The sequence below is a fragment of the Catenuloplanes japonicus genome (genome assembly GCF_000717135.1).
GTDB lineage: Bacteria > Actinomycetota > Actinomycetes > Mycobacteriales > Micromonosporaceae > Catenuloplanes > Catenuloplanes japonicus.
In genome coordinates this window covers 436203-453072 of sequence record NZ_JNXY01000004.1, presented here as the reverse complement: position 1 = coordinate 453072, position 16870 = coordinate 436203, and the positions used below count along the sequence as shown (strand labels likewise).

16 protein-coding genes are annotated in these 16870 nt (G+C 70.0%); 3 read left to right on the top strand and 13 right to left on the bottom strand.

The genetic code is table 11. The annotated features are described in order from the left end of the window. The coding region (locus tag OP04_RS51520) for a WD40 repeat domain-containing protein (RefSeq protein WP_408606714.1) at positions 1–326 on the top strand (326 nt) is incomplete at its 5' end. A gap of 65 nt (positions 327–391) precedes the next feature. Here OP04_RS51520 and OP04_RS53130 read toward each other — a convergent pair. Further along, a complete protein-coding gene (locus OP04_RS53130; protein WP_157239568.1) occupies positions 392–655 on the bottom strand; it encodes a hypothetical protein in 264 nt (87 codons plus the stop codon). A 489-nt stretch (positions 656–1144) separates the two neighbouring features. Between OP04_RS53130 and OP04_RS53125 the strand changes: the two genes are divergently transcribed. Continuing rightward, positions 1145–1363 carry a hypothetical protein gene (locus OP04_RS53125; protein ID WP_157239566.1) on the top strand — a complete coding sequence of 73 codons (219 nt, stop codon included), beginning with the start codon at positions 1145–1147 and terminating at the stop codon, positions 1361–1363. Positions 1364–1402: 39 nt separating this feature from the next. Here OP04_RS53125 and mobF read toward each other — a convergent pair whose 3' ends face one another. Continuing rightward, positions 1403–5647 carry a MobF family relaxase gene (gene mobF, locus OP04_RS09060; protein WP_198153770.1) on the bottom strand — a complete coding sequence of 1415 codons (4245 nt, stop codon included), beginning with the start codon at positions 5645–5647 and terminating at the stop codon, positions 1403–1405. 240 nt (positions 5648–5887) lie between these two features. On the opposite strand from mobF, the gene OP04_RS09055 reads away from it, so the two are divergent. Next, entirely contained in the window at positions 5888–6352 is a 465-nt protein-coding gene (locus tag OP04_RS09055; protein ID WP_157239564.1) for a hypothetical protein, read from the top strand. A 41-nt stretch (positions 6353–6393) separates the two neighbouring features. Here OP04_RS09055 and OP04_RS53120 read toward each other — a convergent pair whose 3' ends face one another. From OP04_RS53120 to OP04_RS09000, 11 genes are all read right to left on the bottom strand, one after another. After that, positions 6394–7005 carry a hypothetical protein gene (locus OP04_RS53120; protein WP_157239561.1) on the bottom strand — a complete coding sequence of 204 codons (612 nt, stop codon included), beginning with the start codon at positions 7003–7005 and terminating at the stop codon, positions 6394–6396. Between the two features lie 191 nt (positions 7006–7196). After that, positions 7197–7544 carry a hypothetical protein gene (locus OP04_RS09050; protein WP_051797299.1) on the bottom strand — a complete coding sequence of 116 codons (348 nt, stop codon included), beginning with the start codon at positions 7542–7544 and terminating at the stop codon, positions 7197–7199. A gap of 34 nt (positions 7545–7578) precedes the next feature. After that, the gene (locus OP04_RS09045; protein WP_033339022.1) at positions 7579–8025 is read right to left on the bottom strand and encodes a hypothetical protein; all 447 of its coding nucleotides are present in this window, start codon (positions 8023–8025) and stop codon (positions 7579–7581) included. Positions 8026–8102: 77 nt separating this feature from the next. Continuing rightward, the gene (locus OP04_RS09040) at positions 8103–8705 is read right to left on the bottom strand and encodes a GGDEF domain-containing protein (protein WP_051797298.1); all 603 of its coding nucleotides are present in this window, start codon (positions 8703–8705) and stop codon (positions 8103–8105) included. Between the two features lie 622 nt (positions 8706–9327). Continuing rightward, complete coding sequence (locus OP04_RS49410; RefSeq protein WP_051797297.1) at positions 9328–10191, bottom strand: hypothetical protein; 864 nt, start codon at positions 10189–10191, stop codon at positions 9328–9330. A gap of 687 nt (positions 10192–10878) precedes the next feature. Continuing rightward, positions 10879–11490, bottom strand: a complete 612-nt coding sequence (locus tag OP04_RS49405) for a hypothetical protein (RefSeq protein WP_051797296.1) — start codon at positions 11488–11490, stop codon at positions 10879–10881. 94 nt (positions 11491–11584) lie between these two features. Next, complete coding sequence (locus OP04_RS49400) at positions 11585–13186, bottom strand: DUF3560 domain-containing protein (protein ID WP_051797295.1); 1602 nt, start codon at positions 13184–13186, stop codon at positions 11585–11587. Positions 13187–13331: 145 nt separating this feature from the next. Further along, positions 13332–13727, bottom strand: coding sequence for a hypothetical protein (locus tag OP04_RS09015; protein WP_157239559.1), 396 nt, complete (start codon positions 13725–13727; stop codon positions 13332–13334). A 35-nt stretch (positions 13728–13762) separates the two neighbouring features. After that, a complete protein-coding gene (locus OP04_RS09010; RefSeq protein ID WP_033339019.1) occupies positions 13763–14119 on the bottom strand; it encodes a hypothetical protein in 357 nt (118 codons plus the stop codon). Positions 14120–14398: 279 nt separating this feature from the next. Next, a complete protein-coding gene (locus tag OP04_RS09005) occupies positions 14399–14686 on the bottom strand; it encodes a hypothetical protein (RefSeq protein WP_033339018.1) in 288 nt (95 codons plus the stop codon). A gap of 181 nt (positions 14687–14867) precedes the next feature. Next, positions 14868–16715, bottom strand: coding sequence for a ParB/RepB/Spo0J family partition protein (locus OP04_RS09000; RefSeq protein ID WP_051797293.1), 1848 nt, complete (start codon positions 16713–16715; stop codon positions 14868–14870). Positions 16716–16870 lie beyond the last annotated feature (155 nt).

The window sequence follows — 16870 nt, the reverse complement described above, 5'->3', positions numbered from 1 at the left end:
CGTCTTCTCGTTGCAGCGCAACACCTTCGGCGTGTCGCGTGTGGACTCCGACCGCCGGTCACTCAGAGTCGGCGACTCGTTGCGCGGAATGGCTCATTGCCCAAGCGGACATGCGTGCGGTCGTGTCATCCACCAATCGATTCATCGCGACCGTTGACGACCACGAAACCATCCAGGTAAGAATGACGGCGACCAATAAGCCGGTCGCAACATTCTCCGGCCACACCGGCCGTGTCATCTCACTTCGCTTCAGCCCGAAAGACGACACGTTGGCCAGTGCGGCGGCCGACGGCACACTCCGCCTTTGGGACATGCCTTCCGACTAAGGGGGTCAGAACCCGAGCGTGGCCGTTGCGGGCCCAGGCACGCCCATCGCCGCCCAGCCGGACCATCACTTCAGCGCGCGCCGGTCGCCGTTGTCGTCTAATCTGGACGGCGTGCTCGTGTCGGGGAGTGGCGCTACGCCGTGCACGCCGGACTCAGGAGGGTGTGGCGCGGTGATGCGCTGAATGGTGTCGTGGAGGTTGCGCACCTCTGCCGTCAGTTCGGTGAGAGATCGGGAGAGCCGGTTCTCGACGCGGTTTTGTGCCTGTCGTGCGTAGAGGCTTTGCCTGACCAGGTCGGTGAGGGTGGCGTCAGGAAACGGTGGCAGCACGCCTGTCGCGGGCGGGTATGCTGGCGGTGGTAACAGGGGTGGAGCGCTTTGGCTCGCTCTCTGGGGGCCGCGATCACCGTCTGGCAGAGCGGCCCTATCTCCACCTCCGTTCCCGCGGATCGTCAGGTCTGTGCCGGTGACGGCGTCGGTGACCGTGGTGACGTCCGCGATGCGGTTCCATCACACGGGGTCGTCGCTGCGCAGGACGCGTTGTGCGGCCCAGGCGGCGACGTCCGCCATCCACAGTCCCTCGTCGCGGCTGGGCTGGGCTGGTGCCGGAGTGCCATGCGTGGGCTGATGATGCTTTCGCGGACCAGCTGGCGGTAGGTGCGCCGGTCGCGGATGTCGTTGATGTCGCGCTCTTCCGGGTCTGGGTCGGCGCCGCGGCTGTCCATCAGCACGTCGCGCACGCGTTGCCGGTTGAGTTCCGGCAGGAGCTGGCTGAGGCAGCGCTGCCGTGCGATTTCGTTTCCCGACGTCCAGCGGGGCGTGGGTGACGATGTGCACCCAGCCGGCGTGCGCGGATACCACGTCGAGGGCGTCTTCGACGACGCGGAACCGGGCACGGTGGTGGAGCGTGGTGGCGTGGAAGAAGTCGGTGCCGACTGCGTCACGCATCGCGCTGCGTGCCTGGTCCGCGTCGTCCTGGTCGACGATGACGGCCGCGAGCAGGTAGAAGCCCGCCGACTCGGGCCCTTTCAGGTGTGATTCGTCGACGAACGCCACCGAATGATGTCCCGTCACCGCCTATGCCTCCAGTTCCGGTGCTCCTGGATCGAGCCGTTGGTGTGCCGCGTCGGCCAGGTCGGTGAGCCGGTCCGGTGCCGGCTGGGCGTGTGGTTGCGCGCGGGTGCCGTCGATGGCGTGGACGCGTGCGGCGGTGTCGCGGACGGCGTCGGCGACGGCCGTGACGCGGCTGCGCAGGCGGCGTTTGCGCTCGGCGTTGGCGGCGAGTCCGCGGTATCGGGTGGGGAGCGCGTTGACGTACCAGCGCACCCATTCCCGGTGCCGGTCCTCCATCCCGCCGATCCGCGCCCGCATCGTCTCGGCGACACGGCCAGCGTCCTCCACAGCGGTCCGCAGGGAGTCGGCGCGGGTGGCGGCGTCGGTCGCGCGTTTCTGGTGGATGTCGCGGCGGGCGGTGAGCTGCGCCCGCCGGCGGGGTGTATGCCACCATCGGGGCTTCGCCGCGGCGGCGTGGGTGCTGGCCCGGGTTCCGGCGGTGGTGACGGCAGCGAGCTGGGCGCGTAGTGCCTGGGCGTGTTCCTCGGCCTGGATGAGGTCGACGTGCGCGGCGCGCAGGCCGTCGGCAACGTATGGGGGTGCGGCGTTGTCCGCGGCGCGTTGGGCGGCGACGAGCGCGGTGAGGGTGGTGGTGTCGGCGTCGCGGACGTGGCCGGCGGCGGTGGCGGTGCCGAGGGCGATGCGGGCGCGGTGCCAGGCCGCCCACTGGGCGAGCGCCGCCGTGGGTGGTTCGCCGCCGATGGGGTGCTCGCCGGTGATCTGGTACCGGTCGCGGTAGGCGGCGACGAACCCGGCGTGGGCGAGCCACAGCTGCCGGCCGGCGTCGTCGTCGGGGACAGGACCGAGCCGGCGCGCCCATGCGGGCTGGTGGGTGGCGGTGAGGTCGGCGAGGGCGGTGGTGCGCTGGTCGCACAGGGCGGCGACGTGGCGGAGGGCGTCGGTGATGTCGCTTGCGGGCAGGTCGGGGATGCGGGCGGTGTAGGTGAGGGCGGGGCCGGGTGTGGTGGCGGTGCGGGGGTCGGCGAGGGTCCGGCCGGTCAGGGTGTCGAGGCGCCAGGACAGCACCGCGGCGATGTCGTCGGCGGTGTCGAGCTCGCGGCCCTGGATGGTCGTTTTGAGGATCGGGTCGAGGTCGTAGCCGGCTTCCTGGAGGGTGGTGAGCCGGTGGACGAGGGCGGGCATGGCCAGGTCGTCGGCGAGCCGGGCGACGATGTGCGGCGCGGTGTACCGGGCGATGATCTCCAGGTAGGCGGGGGTCTGGGCGCGGGCGAGGAGGTCGTCGTAGATCGGCGCCCAGGTGTGCAGGGCGTCGGCGTCGGCCCACAACTGTTCGGACGTTTCGGTGGCGGACCGGTCGGGTGTCGCGCGGCGCAGGATGTCGGCCAGGACGGCGACGCTGGCGGTCTCCGGCGCCGGCGGTGTCCCCTCCGGTGGTTCGTCGTCGGTGACGACGTACGCGACGTTGGTCCGGGCGCCGCGGGTGAGCATGACGTAGAGCCGCTGCGCGGTGATCGTGTCGTCGACGAGCGCGCGGGCGACGTCGACGGACTGGCCTTGGGCGGAGTCGACGGTGACGGCGTAGCCGAGCTGCACGTGCCGGCGCGCATACCCGGCCGGCAGCACCACGTCCTCACCGGTACGCAGGTTCCGCACTGCCAGAGCGCCGTCGGTGGTGATGGCGGTGACGCGCCACCGGTCGCGGTTGGTAACCCATCGCAGGCCTTCTGTGGTGGTGAGCCGGCGGTCGTTGCGGCGGCTGACGACGATGTCCCCGGCACCGGCGTGCGTGTCGTCGCCGAGACGGACCTGCCGGTGCGTGGAGACCACGCCCGCGGCGATCAGACGCGAACGGGCACGCACGGACACCGCGGCGGCTTCGCTCTGGGTGCCGACGAGCATCACCGACTCCAGGCCGGCGGCGGCATCCTTGGCCCAGGCGGTGACCATCTGGTCGACGATGGTGTCGCGGTGGCCGCCGATGATGCGCCCGCGGCGGTCGTACTCGGCCAGGACGGTCGGGTCCGCCTGCCGCAGCCGTAGTGAGGCGGTGGCTTCCCACTGGTGCGTGAACCGGTGCAGCTCGCGCAGTTCGATGGTCGCGCCGAGCGTGTGGAGGTGGCGGAACATGCCGCCGGGCCCGATCGCGGGCACCTGCTGCGGGTCACCGGCCAGGATCAGCTTGCCGTCCACCCGATCGAGCAGGTGCAGGAGCCGGACGAGGTCGAGGGTGGACACCTGCGACGCCTCGTCCAGGACCACCCACTGCCCGGGTGCGAACTGCCACCGGCCGGCGTGGTCACCGGCGGGCGGGGTGTGCTGGGCGTGCAGCCACTTCGCCAGGTTCTCCGTGCGCATCCCGGTGGCGTCGGCGAGCACGCCGGCGGCGGACTGCCCGACCGTGAGGCCGAGCACCGGCACCCCCGCTCGATGCGCCGCGGTCGCGACGGCCTGTTGCAGGTATGTCTTTCCGGCGCCGGCCGGGCCGACGACACCGGCCACCCGCCGGTCATCGGTGAGGAACCGCAACGCCTGGTGTTTTTCGACGCTGAGCCGCATTTCGGCGGCCACCTGTGCGACTACCGTGTCCGGCACGGGGGTGGCGCCGCGCCGGGCGGCGTGCGCGATGACCTCCTTCTCGGCGGCGAGGACCGGCAGGCTGGTCAGGCGAAGTGACCGGTGCCGGGTGTAGGTGCATTCACCGTCGATCGTGCGTTGCAGGCTCGGACCGAATGCGACCGGCGAGGGCGGGGTGAGGACTCGCAGACCGCCGGCGTGGGTGGCGATGGCGTGCGCGGCGAGCCGTTGCACGCGGGCCCAGTCCGTGGCCGGGTCGGTGCGCTCGTCGATATCGAGGATCCGGCCGATGGCCAGCTCGAGGTGATCGACACCCCAGACCGCACGCTCCGCGGCGAGAGTGCGGATCGCGCGCGCGACCGCCAGCTGCGGGTGCGCGCGGACGGCAGCGTCCACGGCAGCCTGGCGCAGGCCGTCGCGGATACCGAGTCGGCCGGCTGCAACATGCAGGTCGTCCTCGGTGACCGCGGAGGACCGGCTGGCGTGCTGGAGCGCGTGCCGCAGCACCGTCCGGCCCGCCACCACCGCTTCGTTGCGGCTGGCCCCCGGGCGCAGTACGCGGCGGACATCGGCGGCGGTGTGCAGGCCGGCCGCGTGGTCTTCGGCCTGCCAGCGGGCGACTGCCTGCACGGTCGATTCGCCGCCGTGCAGGTGGTCGCGGGTGCGTAGCGTGGCGTCCTGCGCGAGCGCCCGCCACCGCCTGTCCGACAGCCGCCAGCGCTCACCGCCGGGTCCGATCAGCCGGCGGTCCATCTCGCCGGCGATGAGCGCACGCCGTTTCGCGTACCGGCGCAACGAGGCCGGGCTCATCCCGACGATCTCGCGCGTGGACATGCCATCGACCGCCGCGAACCGGACGCCGAGCCGCCGCCACAGTTCCCCTTCGATCGCGCGTTCGTAGGCGATCCGGGCGCCGATCGTCGCCTGATAGAACGCGCGCCCGTCCAGGGCCAGCCATTGCGGCCGGCCGTCGCGGTCGAGGGTGCGGACCTTCGCGGATACCACGATGTGCGCGTGGAGCTGCGGGTCGCGTTCGCGGGAGAAGCGGTGGTCGAAGACCATCGCCGCGAGCCCCGCGGTCTCGAGCTGCCGGACCCCGCCCGTGCCGGTGCGGGTCATCGCCCCGTGCCGCTGCAGGTGGTCCAGGACCGCGCGGACACCGGCGTGATGCGCGGCCATCACCTCACGTTTGATGTCGTCGTCGCCGAACGCCCACAACAGCGACACGCTCTTGACCGGAGAAACAGTCACGTCATATCCGGACACGGCGCGGCGTTCCGGCGCGGTCATGACGTCCAGCCATGCCTTGTCACGCTGCTCGACCGTGGCGTCCTCCGGCAGCGCCGCCCACGCCCGCTCCACCGCCGCCGCCCGGGTCGCATCGGTCTGCGGCGCATATATCCGCCACGCCCGCCCGAGCCGATACCCGGCGGTCGGATGCCGGCCTTCACCGACCAGGAACCGCATCTGCGGCTCCGACACCCACCCGCCGACACCCAGGACATCAGCGCCGGCGCCGGCCCACCAGCCGGGCGCCTCACCACGCGCCTGCGGATCGGCGTAGTACGGGGTCGGATCACCCGGCGGGGCGCGCATGTCGTGCCGGCCGGCGGCGACCTGCTCCGTCAGGTACCGGTAGCCAGCCCCCGGAGAGATCCTCGTGACGGTCAGCACCAGCCCACCGTAGAAGATCAACAAGGCGCCGGCGCCCGCCGGAATGCAAGGGGGTGTATCGCGCGGACTCAATCAAAACGTTATCCATGACGGACGTGCTGCTCAAAGCGCCTTGAGAGGCCAGGGTCTAGTGACGAATGTGATTGTGGAAAGTGTGGCTCGGATGGAACAAATGGTGCTGTTTGTTTGATCCGAGCCGGATGGTGTCTGATCGTCGGCGGGGTGTTTACGGTCGGGGCTATGGCGAGTGAGACGACGAATCGGGCGGCGGCGGCCCTGCAGGTGAGGCGGCGGCGTGAGGACGCGGCGGTGCGTGAGGTGGCCGCACGGGCACGCATGGCACAGGCGGCGGCGCAGCGTCGACATGAGGTGGTAGCGCGTGCCGATGCTGAGGTGGCGGCGGCGGACATGGGCCTGTTGGTGGCGCTGGCGGGCCTGGCGGTGCTGTTGCGGGATGACGCGGTGGCGGCGGAGATTGCGGGCGTCGATGTGACGCAGGTCCGCGCGGCGCATCGCCGTGTGTCAGAGAAGGATGTCGCAGCTTTCGTCAATGCTCTGACGGATGTTCCGGTGCGGCGTGGTCGCCGCACCGGACCATCCGTGACCATTGGGCGGCGCGCGGTCGGTTCGGAGAGTGAGGGCGGGACTGATGGGTTGAAGCGGGAATCTTATGCTGCGCCGTTCTCTTCAGATCGGGTCGGCTAGTGGCGCGTGGGATTTGGTTCTCGGGCGTTGTTGAATCGTGTTCAGTCGTAGTCGGCGTAGAACTCGTCTATGCCGGTGCGGCCGTCCCACGGGTCGTATCGGCGCGGCCGCTCGGTGCACTCCGGCCGGCACGCTCTACCGCTGCCTCCGCATTCCGGGCAGATGGCGGGGGCCTGGTCGGTGTGATGAGGGCCGGGGCATCCCTGGCCGCAATACCAGGGATCGCCATCGTGATGGGTGGGCTTGGTGCGTAGGGGGATGGCGGGATGGGTGGCGAGGGTGCAAGCGAGACACAGTCCGGAGTTGCGGGCCGGTTGGGTGCGGCATTCTGGGCAGACGGCCTCGATCGTGTCGAGGCCGGACGTGGATGCGATGAGGGAGTCTTCGGCGTCGATGTAGTCGGGATAGCTGTGCGGTGCAGAGTGAAATTCGTGATCGGTGAACGTCCAGCCGCCGTCAGGGGAGCGGCGGATCGTGCCGCGCTGTAGACGTCCGTACTGCGGGTGGACGGTATGGATGGTCACGGTGTGCGTGCCGTCGCCTCGCGTGCGCCACTGGCGGATGATGTCTCCGCCCTGAGTGCGGTCGCGGGTGACGCGATGCTCGGTGTGGTCATCGGTCGCGGTGATCGAAAAGCGTGATCGGTGAGTCACGGTGGTTGCTCCGCAAGTGGGGTGGGGCGTTCGAGGTGCGCGGTGGCGTTGTGGCTGCGTGATGCAGCCTCGGTGTTTCTGTCCCGGCAACCTGGAGGGCGGCGGCGGGCTGGTCTCCGCGTGTGTCTCGTGCCGCTCTCGGTTGGGCGCTGCCCCGGCTGCGGCATCGGGCGGCCGGGGCAGCGCGGTGGCTAGTACTCCGAGGGCAGCAGCATGGTGGTCGCTGATCGGTCTGCTTCGGTGATGATCCAGACCTTGTGCGGTTCACATGCGCCGTTGACGGCGCGGCCGCATCCGATCGGGCAGAGGGTGTACGCCGCGAGGATTCGATAACCGCTGATGAGAGCGTCGTCGTTGCTGCGAGAGTCGAAGTTGTCGACGTGTCCCCAGTCGCCGTTCAGGTGGCGTCTGAAGAGCATCAGTACCGCGATGAGGTAGGCGGGCCCGTATGACTGCTTGGCGAGTTCGAGCGCACCGTGGGTGGTGACTATTTGGCGTGGCGCGATGGGCAGATGGTCTTGAATGTCGCGTGACTTCATTCTTGTGTTCCTAAGGCTTTGTGGGGTGGTTGGATCACGCGCGCTTGCGTAGTAGCTGCTGGGTGTCGCCGGTGAGGAGATAGACCGAGTAGTCATCGATGACGCGCGCGGATCGGTTGACGATCGCTTCGGTGAATACCTCGGGATTGCGGATGTGTCGCAGTGCGAGATTGCACAGACCGGTGAACATGCGGCATTGCGCGCGCAAGTGTTCGTGGGTGGTGCGGTCGCATGTGCAGGTGACGGCGCGGCGGAGGTGGTGGCGAATGCGGATGGCGGTCCGGTATAGGCGTGCCGCGTCCGCGATCGTCAGCAGGGGCTCGTTGGTGAACCGGGGAGCGCTGGCGCATGGGGTCGTGTGTGCGTGCGCGGTGTGGATGGCGTGGCGCGCGGCTTCGAGAGTGCCGATCATGGCGGCGGTGCGGTTGGTGGCGTCCGGTGAAAAGGTGTCGAGCAGGGCGCGCGCGGTGATGGATGACATGCCGGTTCCTTTGGTGTCCTGAGGGCGCGTTGGGTCGCCCGGCCCGCCTGTGGGGCGGGCCGGGCCTGGGCGAGCTGTCAGGAGTCGCGGAACCTGCGTCGGCCCGTGTTGGGTGGACCGGTGAGGTGCAGGCGGTCGGTGATGTACGGCGGGATGCCCGGAATGACGGTGTGCCGGTCGCGCTTGGCGATATACATCGCGCGGTCGGCGCGTCCCATGAGGTCGGTGAGGTCTCGGCAGTGGTCGCGGTAGGTGACTCCGCCGCTGGCCGAGATGGATTCCTGTTCGGCGAGGGTGGTGAGGATGATGTGTGCGATGGCGTGGCCGTCTGCGGCGTTGCCGCGAATGATGACGGCGAATTCGTCGCCACCGAGACGTGCGGGGAAGAGATCGTTCATGAAGATGTGCACGGCGGTGTGGAGGTGGCGCGCGACATGACGGAGTGCGTTGTCTCCGGCGCGGTGGCCGTGGGTGTCGTTGAGCTTTTTGAATCCGTTGAGGTCGAAAATCAGGAGGCTGAAAGGTTTGTTGATGCGTTCGAGGCGGTGCAACTCGGTGAGGAGGCTGCGGCGGTTGGGTAGGCCGGTGAGTTCGTCGGTGTTGGCCTCGCCGGTCAGTCGTTTGATCGTGGACATGAGGTCGGTGAGGTGCTCGGCGGTGATCGTGACGAAGGTCTGCACGCTGCTCCTTGGGAGTGGTGGTTCCTGCTGGTGTTGGGCGGGGCTTGCCTCCCCGACCAACAACTACTAATATACCTAGTTTTTGGTGTGGTGTCGACCCTTTTCACTATCGATGCTGGGCGTCTTCGGTATTTCTCGATCGGCCACCGCGAGTGCGGGCCGGTGGGTTTGTTGTGTGGCGTGCGATGCACGCATACCGCCGCCGCCTGGGTGTCCCGTCTGCCATCGGCCGCCCTTGGGTTGCAGATCTTCGGCAGGGCCGCCACGAACGACACGGCCGCAGCCTAGGCATCAGGCGCCCTGGGCGCCGGTATGCCGACCCCGACCAGAGCTGGCGGCCCTGCCGAAGATCTGCAAGGCTTGCCCGGCCGATGGCAGACGGGACACCCAGGCTCACGAGACGCAACCCGTCCCACCGCGAAAGGCGACCGGGCCGACGCTACCCGCCGTGAGCGGGACGTGTCGCCCTCCCCGGAGCCGGAGCGCCCGCCGGAGGCTCCCGGAACCCAACCGCCTCACCGGCCGCCGGCGACGAGAGGGCAGCGGATATCTACGGATGCACAGTCCGGCGAGGGCGGGCCCGGATCTCCCGGCTCCCGGCTCCCGGCTGCCGGAGTGGCGGTCAGCCGGCGATTCCCCAGAGAGTCGATCGTTTCCAACGACGACGCGTGACCTTGCCGGTCTCACTGGTCGTCACCTCGTCTGCGGCGTCGAGGACGCGTGGAGGCAGGCTGGCGGGACGTGGGTAGCCGAGCACTCGAGCGGCTTCGGCGGCAGCGACCAATTCGTCAGGATCGCCGCTGCGGTCGACGACACGGCTGGCCGCGATCGCACCGGTCGGCCGACCCGTCCGGCCGGTCCGCTGCTCCAGGACTTCCCAGACGACGCGGACCGGCCAGCGTTTGCGGATGCGGCCGCTGGGCAGTTGCTGATTATGTTCCGGGTTGTTGCGCTGGTCCAGGGCAGTGATCAGCGATGAGCCGCGCAGATTCTCGACTTTCGCGTAGCCGGCGATACGCGCCACGCCTGCCTGGCTGACGAGGTCTTCGGGATCGGCGGTGTAATCGACCTCGGTAAGGAGGCCGCGGCGCTCCTCGGCGCGTCGTGCAAGCCACGCGTCGAGAGCGTCCGCGTCGCACCCGTGGTCCCGGGTCATGGGCGGGAAGCCATTGGTAGACCGATGAGCGATCCAGACGTCCACGGCGCCGACGCGCACGCCGGCGCGTTCGGCAACTCCACGTCGGTCCAAGTGCTCCGGACCGTCGACGGCGGTGGTCCCGGCACCAAGGCCGGTGTCGGCGTAGTCCCACAGCGTTGCGCGCCGGAACCGGCGCCGTAGGACGTGGCCGTCGTCGTCGATCTCGTCGGCGCGGTCAAGAAGGCCTTGTGGTAGTGCCTTGTGCTGTGGGTAGCCGAGCACGCGTGCGGCCTCGTGGGTGCCCACGAGCTCGTCAGGGTCCCCGCTGCGGTCGATAGCGCGTGCCATGTGCTGATCGTGCCGTATCGCGCGACGGGTGCGCAGCCGGGTTCCCGGCCATGACGGCTGAGGCGGTGCTGTCACGGTGCGCCGGTGCACCGCCGATTCGGTGACGATGTGGGGAAGCACGAGGCCTACCTCTCCGAGACCGGTCATATGGCCCATCCAGCGTGTCTGCCAGGCGGAACACGCAGTGCCCGAGCCTGGGTGTGGGCCGGTATAGTCCAGGGCTGAGATGCCTATCTCTGGCGCAGTGACCGAAAGGCCGCTGTTCTCGGAGTGGTTTCTTGCTGAAGCGGCCGGCGGTTCTTGCCAGACGCACCCTTGTGGTGTTTCCCCCTTCGGGGTGGGCGTCGGCCGCGTTTACCTTTCTCGGTATCGCCGGGTTGTTACGTCGCGAGGCAGCATCAGACGCTGGGCGGTCCGCCAGGCGTCGTGTGATCGATGTCTGGCGGAGGTGGCTGTGCTGGCGGTGAGGTCAGTGCATCTCGATGTCATCGACGCTGACATGCATGGTGATCATGTGGGCCGACGGCGCCGTGCGTAGCGAGACGTGGAAGTAGCACGGCTCGGCCGGGTCGGGAGTGATTACCATCCGCGGCCCGTTCGCCTGGTCACCTCCGTACTCGCTCAACGCTTGGCGCACGTGACGTAAGACAGTCGCGGTGAGTTCCACGCGCGGGCGGGGTGACTCGCTCATGGGAGGCTGTCCGTCCACTCGACTGCTCCGATGTCTGCCCATCCGACCCGTCGTCCGTCCGATTCGAAGACTCGGATCCGGCCCGCCGCGTCGCGGACCGGCATTGCTCGGCCGGCACCGTGCACGGGCCAGGAGAACATCACGCCGACCTCACGCGGGTCGAACACTTCGCCCAGTGTTGGTGTGGTGGCGGAAGGTGAGGTGCCCGTCGGTGTGCTGGCGCAGTCGGTGACGGCGTCGTTCGTGAGTGGCGGTGTGCGGTGCGCGATCTCGGTGGCGATGGCGTTCTGCCAGCAGGCGAGAGCGGCCGGATCGAGTGCGGCGAGGTCGAGGTGGTGTTCCTCGACGTAGCTGGATTCGTTGGCACCCTGGTCGTGGCGGGTGGCCCAGTCGAAGTTGCCGGCTCGTTCGTCGTCGGCCGGGGGCGTGTCCGGGACGGTGGCGTCGGTCGGCCGGCCGGGGCCGGTCAATGGTCGGCCCGCGAGCTGTGCCCAGTCGGCGCGGGCCGCGGCAGCGCGCGCGGTATAGGCGTCGGTGCTGGTGGCGAACACGGTGATGTCGGTGCCAGCAGCGGATCGGGAGATCAGCAAGTACAGGGGAAAGCGCATGGTGAGGTCCTGTCTGGAAGAGTCGGCGACGCGGTCCGGGCTCGGTCGGCAGGCTGCCGTCCGGCGAGGCGTGCGGGCCGCGTCGCCGGGGGTGCTACGGGCGGGGGTGGACGGCGAACCAGATGTGTGACTGGTGGTCGTACTGCTCGCCGGCGCTGAGGGTGATGGTGTGCCAGGTGCCGGACTCACGCCGGTCGCGGGCGGTGCTGACGTCGGCGACGGGGCCGCAGACGGTGCGCGCGAGGATCCGGCCGGAATAGCCGCGCTCCCATATACCGGCGATGATGTCGCCGGGCTGCAGCTGGTCTATGCGCCTGTCGATGGGCTGGCCGTCGGGCATGGTCCAGGCTGGGGGCGGGCAGAGCGCGCGGAGCGCGGCGACAGAGTCGGCGACCGCGGCGGTGACGTCGGCCGGGGTGTCGCCGGCGGCGAGCCGGTCGAAGATCTCCAAGGTCAGCCTCGCTGCGGTGCGCTGGCCGTCGATGTGGTCGGGGCCTGGCCGGGCGGCGAGTTCGGCCGCGGCGGCGGTGACGGGCAGGCCGGCGGCGATCCGGCGCGCGGCGGCCACGTGCCGGGCCTCGTCGGCGGTGCCGCGGCTGGTGGAATCGGCGCGTGCCTGCAGGCGCTGCCACCGGTCGACGGCGACGGCATGCGCGACCGGCCACGGCGTGCCGGTGGGGGTGTCGTGCTGCTGGCCGTCGCGTCGGCGGCCGTGCACGGCGTCCCACCGCACCGGGCGGGCTTTCTCGCCGGGGTAGGCGTCGGGCCGCAGGACGCTGATGCTGGCCCGGTTGACGCGCGCGACGTGGCACCACAGCCCACCGATGTTGGCCAGGTCCCCGGGCCGGAAGTCTTCGCGTGACCAGGCGACGAACTCGTCCCGTGCGGCGAGCTCGGCGAGCACGGCCTGCTGGTGGGCGATGTCCTCGTGGATCCGTTCGGCCTCCAGCGCGGCCCGGCGCTGCCTGGCCGGGGTCGTGGCCGTTTCGGCGACGTGTTCCCAGCGGCGCAGGTCTGCGGTGAGCGTGTCGAGGCGGCGCATGAGGGCCCGGGGGTGGCCGTGGGCGTCGGCCTCGGTGCGGCGCGCGGCGGCGGCCCGCCCGGTGAGGTATGCGGCGTACTCGGATTCGGCGGCTGCTTTCTCCCGGTGAGCGTCGGCGCGCGCCAGCGCGCGCCGGTGCCGTGGTGCGCTGTGGTGGTCGGTGAGGATCGGCTGTCCAAGGGGCCAGCCGTCGCGGATGTCCCGCTCGGCGGCGTACGCGGTGGCGGCGCAGCCGGCGGCGAGACCCGCGCGGTATTCGAGCCGGGCCGCGCGAGCCCCGGCGCGGGCCGCGCGGTCGTCCTGGCGGGCGTGGGCAGGCCGCCAGAGGTCGTCGATGTGAACGGCGACGCGGTGCCCGGCGGCGCGCAGGTCCGCGGCGAGCGCGGTGATGAGCGACAGATCGGCGAAGCTGTCCCGGCTGCCGGACAGGTGCACGCCACAGTCGCGCCGCCAGGCGAGGCCGTGGCGTTCGGCGATGGGCAGGGTCCCGTCATCACGGCACCCGCCCTCCAGCCGGGTGCCGTGATGGTGGTCGTGCGCGATCGCCAGCGGCGCGTCGTCGTCGCTGGGCAGCTGCGGCGCGTACATCTCGGCCGGCAGCCGGTACGGGCTACGACCGGCCAGGTTGTCGGAGGCGTCGGTGTGTTCGGTCATCGCAATGAGATTCCTTCCGGGGTATCGGCGGGGCGCGCCGATCAGAGCCGGGCAGCGTGTCCGTGCGGACCTGCGGCCTGGCGTGGACGGGATCGCCGGTGCGTGGCGGAGTACAGGGGAGTCCGCGCGTTCTGCCGTGATAGGGCTATGCGCGGGTGATGGTGGCCCGTAGAGGGGCGGTGAAGCCGACCAAGTCGAGTGCGCTGAGGTAGAGATGGCAGGTGTCCGTGTCGATGCCGAAGCGGGCTTCCAGCACATGACAGGTGGTCGGTAAACCGGCGGCGTCGACGAAGGCGAATTCGTCGCCGCGCTTCAGGTCCTGCACCGTGAGGTAGTGCCATGGATCAGGATCGGTGGCCCTGCGGATGAGGACGATGGTGCGCATGCTGGCCGTGCGTGGCACGCCGATGTCGGGCAGGTCCGGCCAGCGCACGGAGACCGCGAAGTCCAGCGCGGCCCGCAGCACCGCGATTTCCTGGGCGGCGCTGTCCGCCTCTGCCGCCGCGCGGGCGCGGCGCAGGTGTCGACGCATCTCACGCACGGCGGCCTCTGTACCGCCATCGGCTCTGCGGGCTTTCACCGCAGTTCCTGCGCGGCGGCGATGGCGCGGTGTGCGGCATCGTGCGGGGTGTCGACGTAGGTGGGCGGTGGCGTCGTGGCGAAGGGCTGGTGTGGAGATGCGGAGAGCGCGTTCGTAGGGACTTCTTCGACGTCGATGACGTCGGCGGTGCGGCGGGCGTCGGCGACCTCGGCGAGGATCTCGCGGGCGAAGGACTCGATGACGTCGAATCCCCCGGTCAGTGCCAGGGCGGAGGACCATGGATTGCCGATGACCAGGGAGTGATCGTCGGTGAGTTCGTCGCCGAGAGCAGTCCCTGGTGGGACGATCTCGATCTCTGCGCCGCCGTGATACGTCTCGTAGCGTTGGGACATCTGAAAGCCTTTCGGAGCCGGCCGGGCGCGTCGGCACCCGGACCGGATGAGGTGTTGTCGGTTGCTGCCGTCGGCGGCACGTGAGGCGCCGCCGCGGGGCCCGCGCGGGGGCGCTCGATGCGCGTCCGTGCGGCCGGCGAGCACAGCGGGGCGCGGGCAGATGGAGACGCGGAGCGCGTGCTCAATGCACGCGGGACGCGTGCTCCCGCGGCGTGAACCGCAGCCGGGCGGGGCATGTCGTGCGTGCTCCGCCCGGCGCGGTGACGGGCTTGGCGAGGGTCAGGAAGCCGGTGCGGCGCTGACCGGTGCCGGTACCTGACGGTTCCCCTCACGCCAGGCGTCCGCGCGGAGGGTTGCGCGCAGGCTGTCGGGGATGAGCGCGTAGGGGCGCAGCCCGTCGATCACGACGGCAGGGTCGGTGACCTTCCGCCGGGTAGTGCCGACCGCGAAGATCTCATCGCCGTTGTCGACCACTGAGCCGAAGAACGTGCCGAGCGGGCCGTCCCACCCGGCGGTGACCTGCACGGCAGGTGAGGCCTTGATGGCTATCAGGGTGTGGGTGCTCATGATGGATGCCTTTCGCCGTGGTGGTTTCTGCTGTGGTGCGGCGGGGCTTGCCTCCCCGCCAATAGCTACTAATATACCTCGTTTGTGCGGAAGTGTCCAGCTCGGCTGGTGGCTGGGTTCCGTAAGGGAGGCGGTGTGGCGCGCACCGGGTGGGCGTCCGGCACGCGCCACGCTGACGCCGTCAGGCGGCTACCGGGATGGACGCGTCGAAGTCATCGTCATCGGATTCATCCGTGGGGCCGGGAGCGCTCACGAGTGCCGCGAGCTGGGCAAGCTCATCGCCGGTATCGATCGGCTCCGGCGGCTCCTCCTCACCGAACGCCAGGTCATTTACCGGGTCTGTGTCCGTCGCAGTGATGTCCGGGCCCGCCGCGATCTGCGACACGGTCGTGCTCAGTGGGGGTGTACCCGGCCTCGGCCTTCCGGCCGGACCCGCCTTCTCGATGATGATCTTTTCCACCGGGTCGAGGGCGAAGCCGTTCGTCTCGCAGAATTCCAGCCACAGCGCCACGGCGGGTTCGACGGTGCGCCACGTCGTCTTGGTGATGCGGCTTTCGATCGCGGCGGCGATCGCGGTCAGCATGATGGTGCGGCAGCGTTCCTCGGTGGCCTTGGCCGGAACGTACGCGGTGCCGGGGCGGCGCGCCTTGCCGGGATACATCAGCTCGTCGAGCATCGGCCGACCGCGCTTGGACCAGGACTCCAGCACCTCGCAGTGTGTGGTGAGCATTTGGGCGACCAGCCGTCCGACGCCCTTCGGTGCCTTCCGGGCCGCCAGCATCTGGGCGACGAACTCCCGGCGGACGGGGCTGGCGGCGTCCATGCGCCGGTTGTTCTCCTTGGTGATACGCAGGTCGGCGCGCTCGGCTTCCGACATCTTGCCGCGTCGCGCGCCGCTGATGCTGCTGTAGAGCTGGTGGCGGTGCTTGGCGTAGTCGGTGCAGTAGTAGAACTCTCGGGGCCTCGGGTCACCGGTCGTCAGGTAGATGGCGTGGCCGGGGCAGCTGCGGTGGCTGTCGGCCGTCACCGTGCGGCCGTCATGGTTGCGCAGCTCCACCAGCGGCTTGTGCGTCTTGTCGGACCAATCGGGCCGCTGAGCGAGAAGCGCCACGCCCTCGGCGCGCAGGGCGGCCCGGCGCACCTCGCATTGACGTGCGGCCTCGCGGGCGTTGTCCGCCCGCAGGGCGGCGCGGGCGAACTCGTGCGGGCCGTCTTCTGCGGCAGCGATGAGCGCCGCAGCCGCCTGCTCGTCGTCGGCGTACTCGGCGAGCTTGGCGAGCTGGGTGAGGTCGAGGCCGGTCTGGGCGGCGGAGGCGGTGAGGCTGGTGCCCATACGTGCTGCCCGGCGGCTGGCGGTGACGACCTGAGGCAGGTAGCCGGTGCTGTCGGCGATCTCGTCGTCGGACATGCCGTCCAAGGCCAGCAGCTCGAACGCGCGGGCCTGCTGCATCCCGGACGGGTCGGTGCGGTGCGACTGGCGCAGCATCGCGATGATCTGATCTCGGTCACCGGCCAGATCGTCACGGATGATCGCTTGGATCTTCTTCTGCCCTGCCTCCACGGCGGACAGGTACCGCTGTTCGCCATCGATCAGCAGGTACGTCGTGGTGTCCTCGTCTTCGCTTTCGTCTGCGTCTTTGCCCTCGCCGCCGTCGTGGTCCCCGTCGCCGCTGTCGGCCTGCGCGACGATCTCCGGGTCTGCCTCCGGGGCGTCGCTGGTGCCGAGAGAGACGACGATGACGGGCGCGAGCATGCCCTTCATGCCGCTGGTGCGCAGGTTCATCACGATGCCGGGCAGGGCGACGGCATCGGTGCGGACGTTGCGTTCGTTGACGATGACGCTCTTGACGGGGATGGACCTGTACCGGCCGGGAAGCTCCTCGTCCTGGTCCGCTTCGCCGGGCGTGTGCTGGACGGTGTCCCGGTCCTCTGTGACCGATGAATCGTGGGAGTTCGCCTCACCCTCGTCGGCGAGCAGGTCGTCATCTGCTGGCGAGGTGAGGTCATGGGGCAGTGCGGTGATGCTCACGGTGTCTCCTTGGAATCGGTTTCTTGCTGGCCGGACTCCGTCACGGGCTTGCCTCCCGATCTGGGCCGGTCGTCGTGGGGCGGTGGCGGACATAGGAGCTTCCGCCAGGAGCAGCGAGCCGAGCCGGGGGGCGTCCGGGCCGTGCTGGCTCGGAC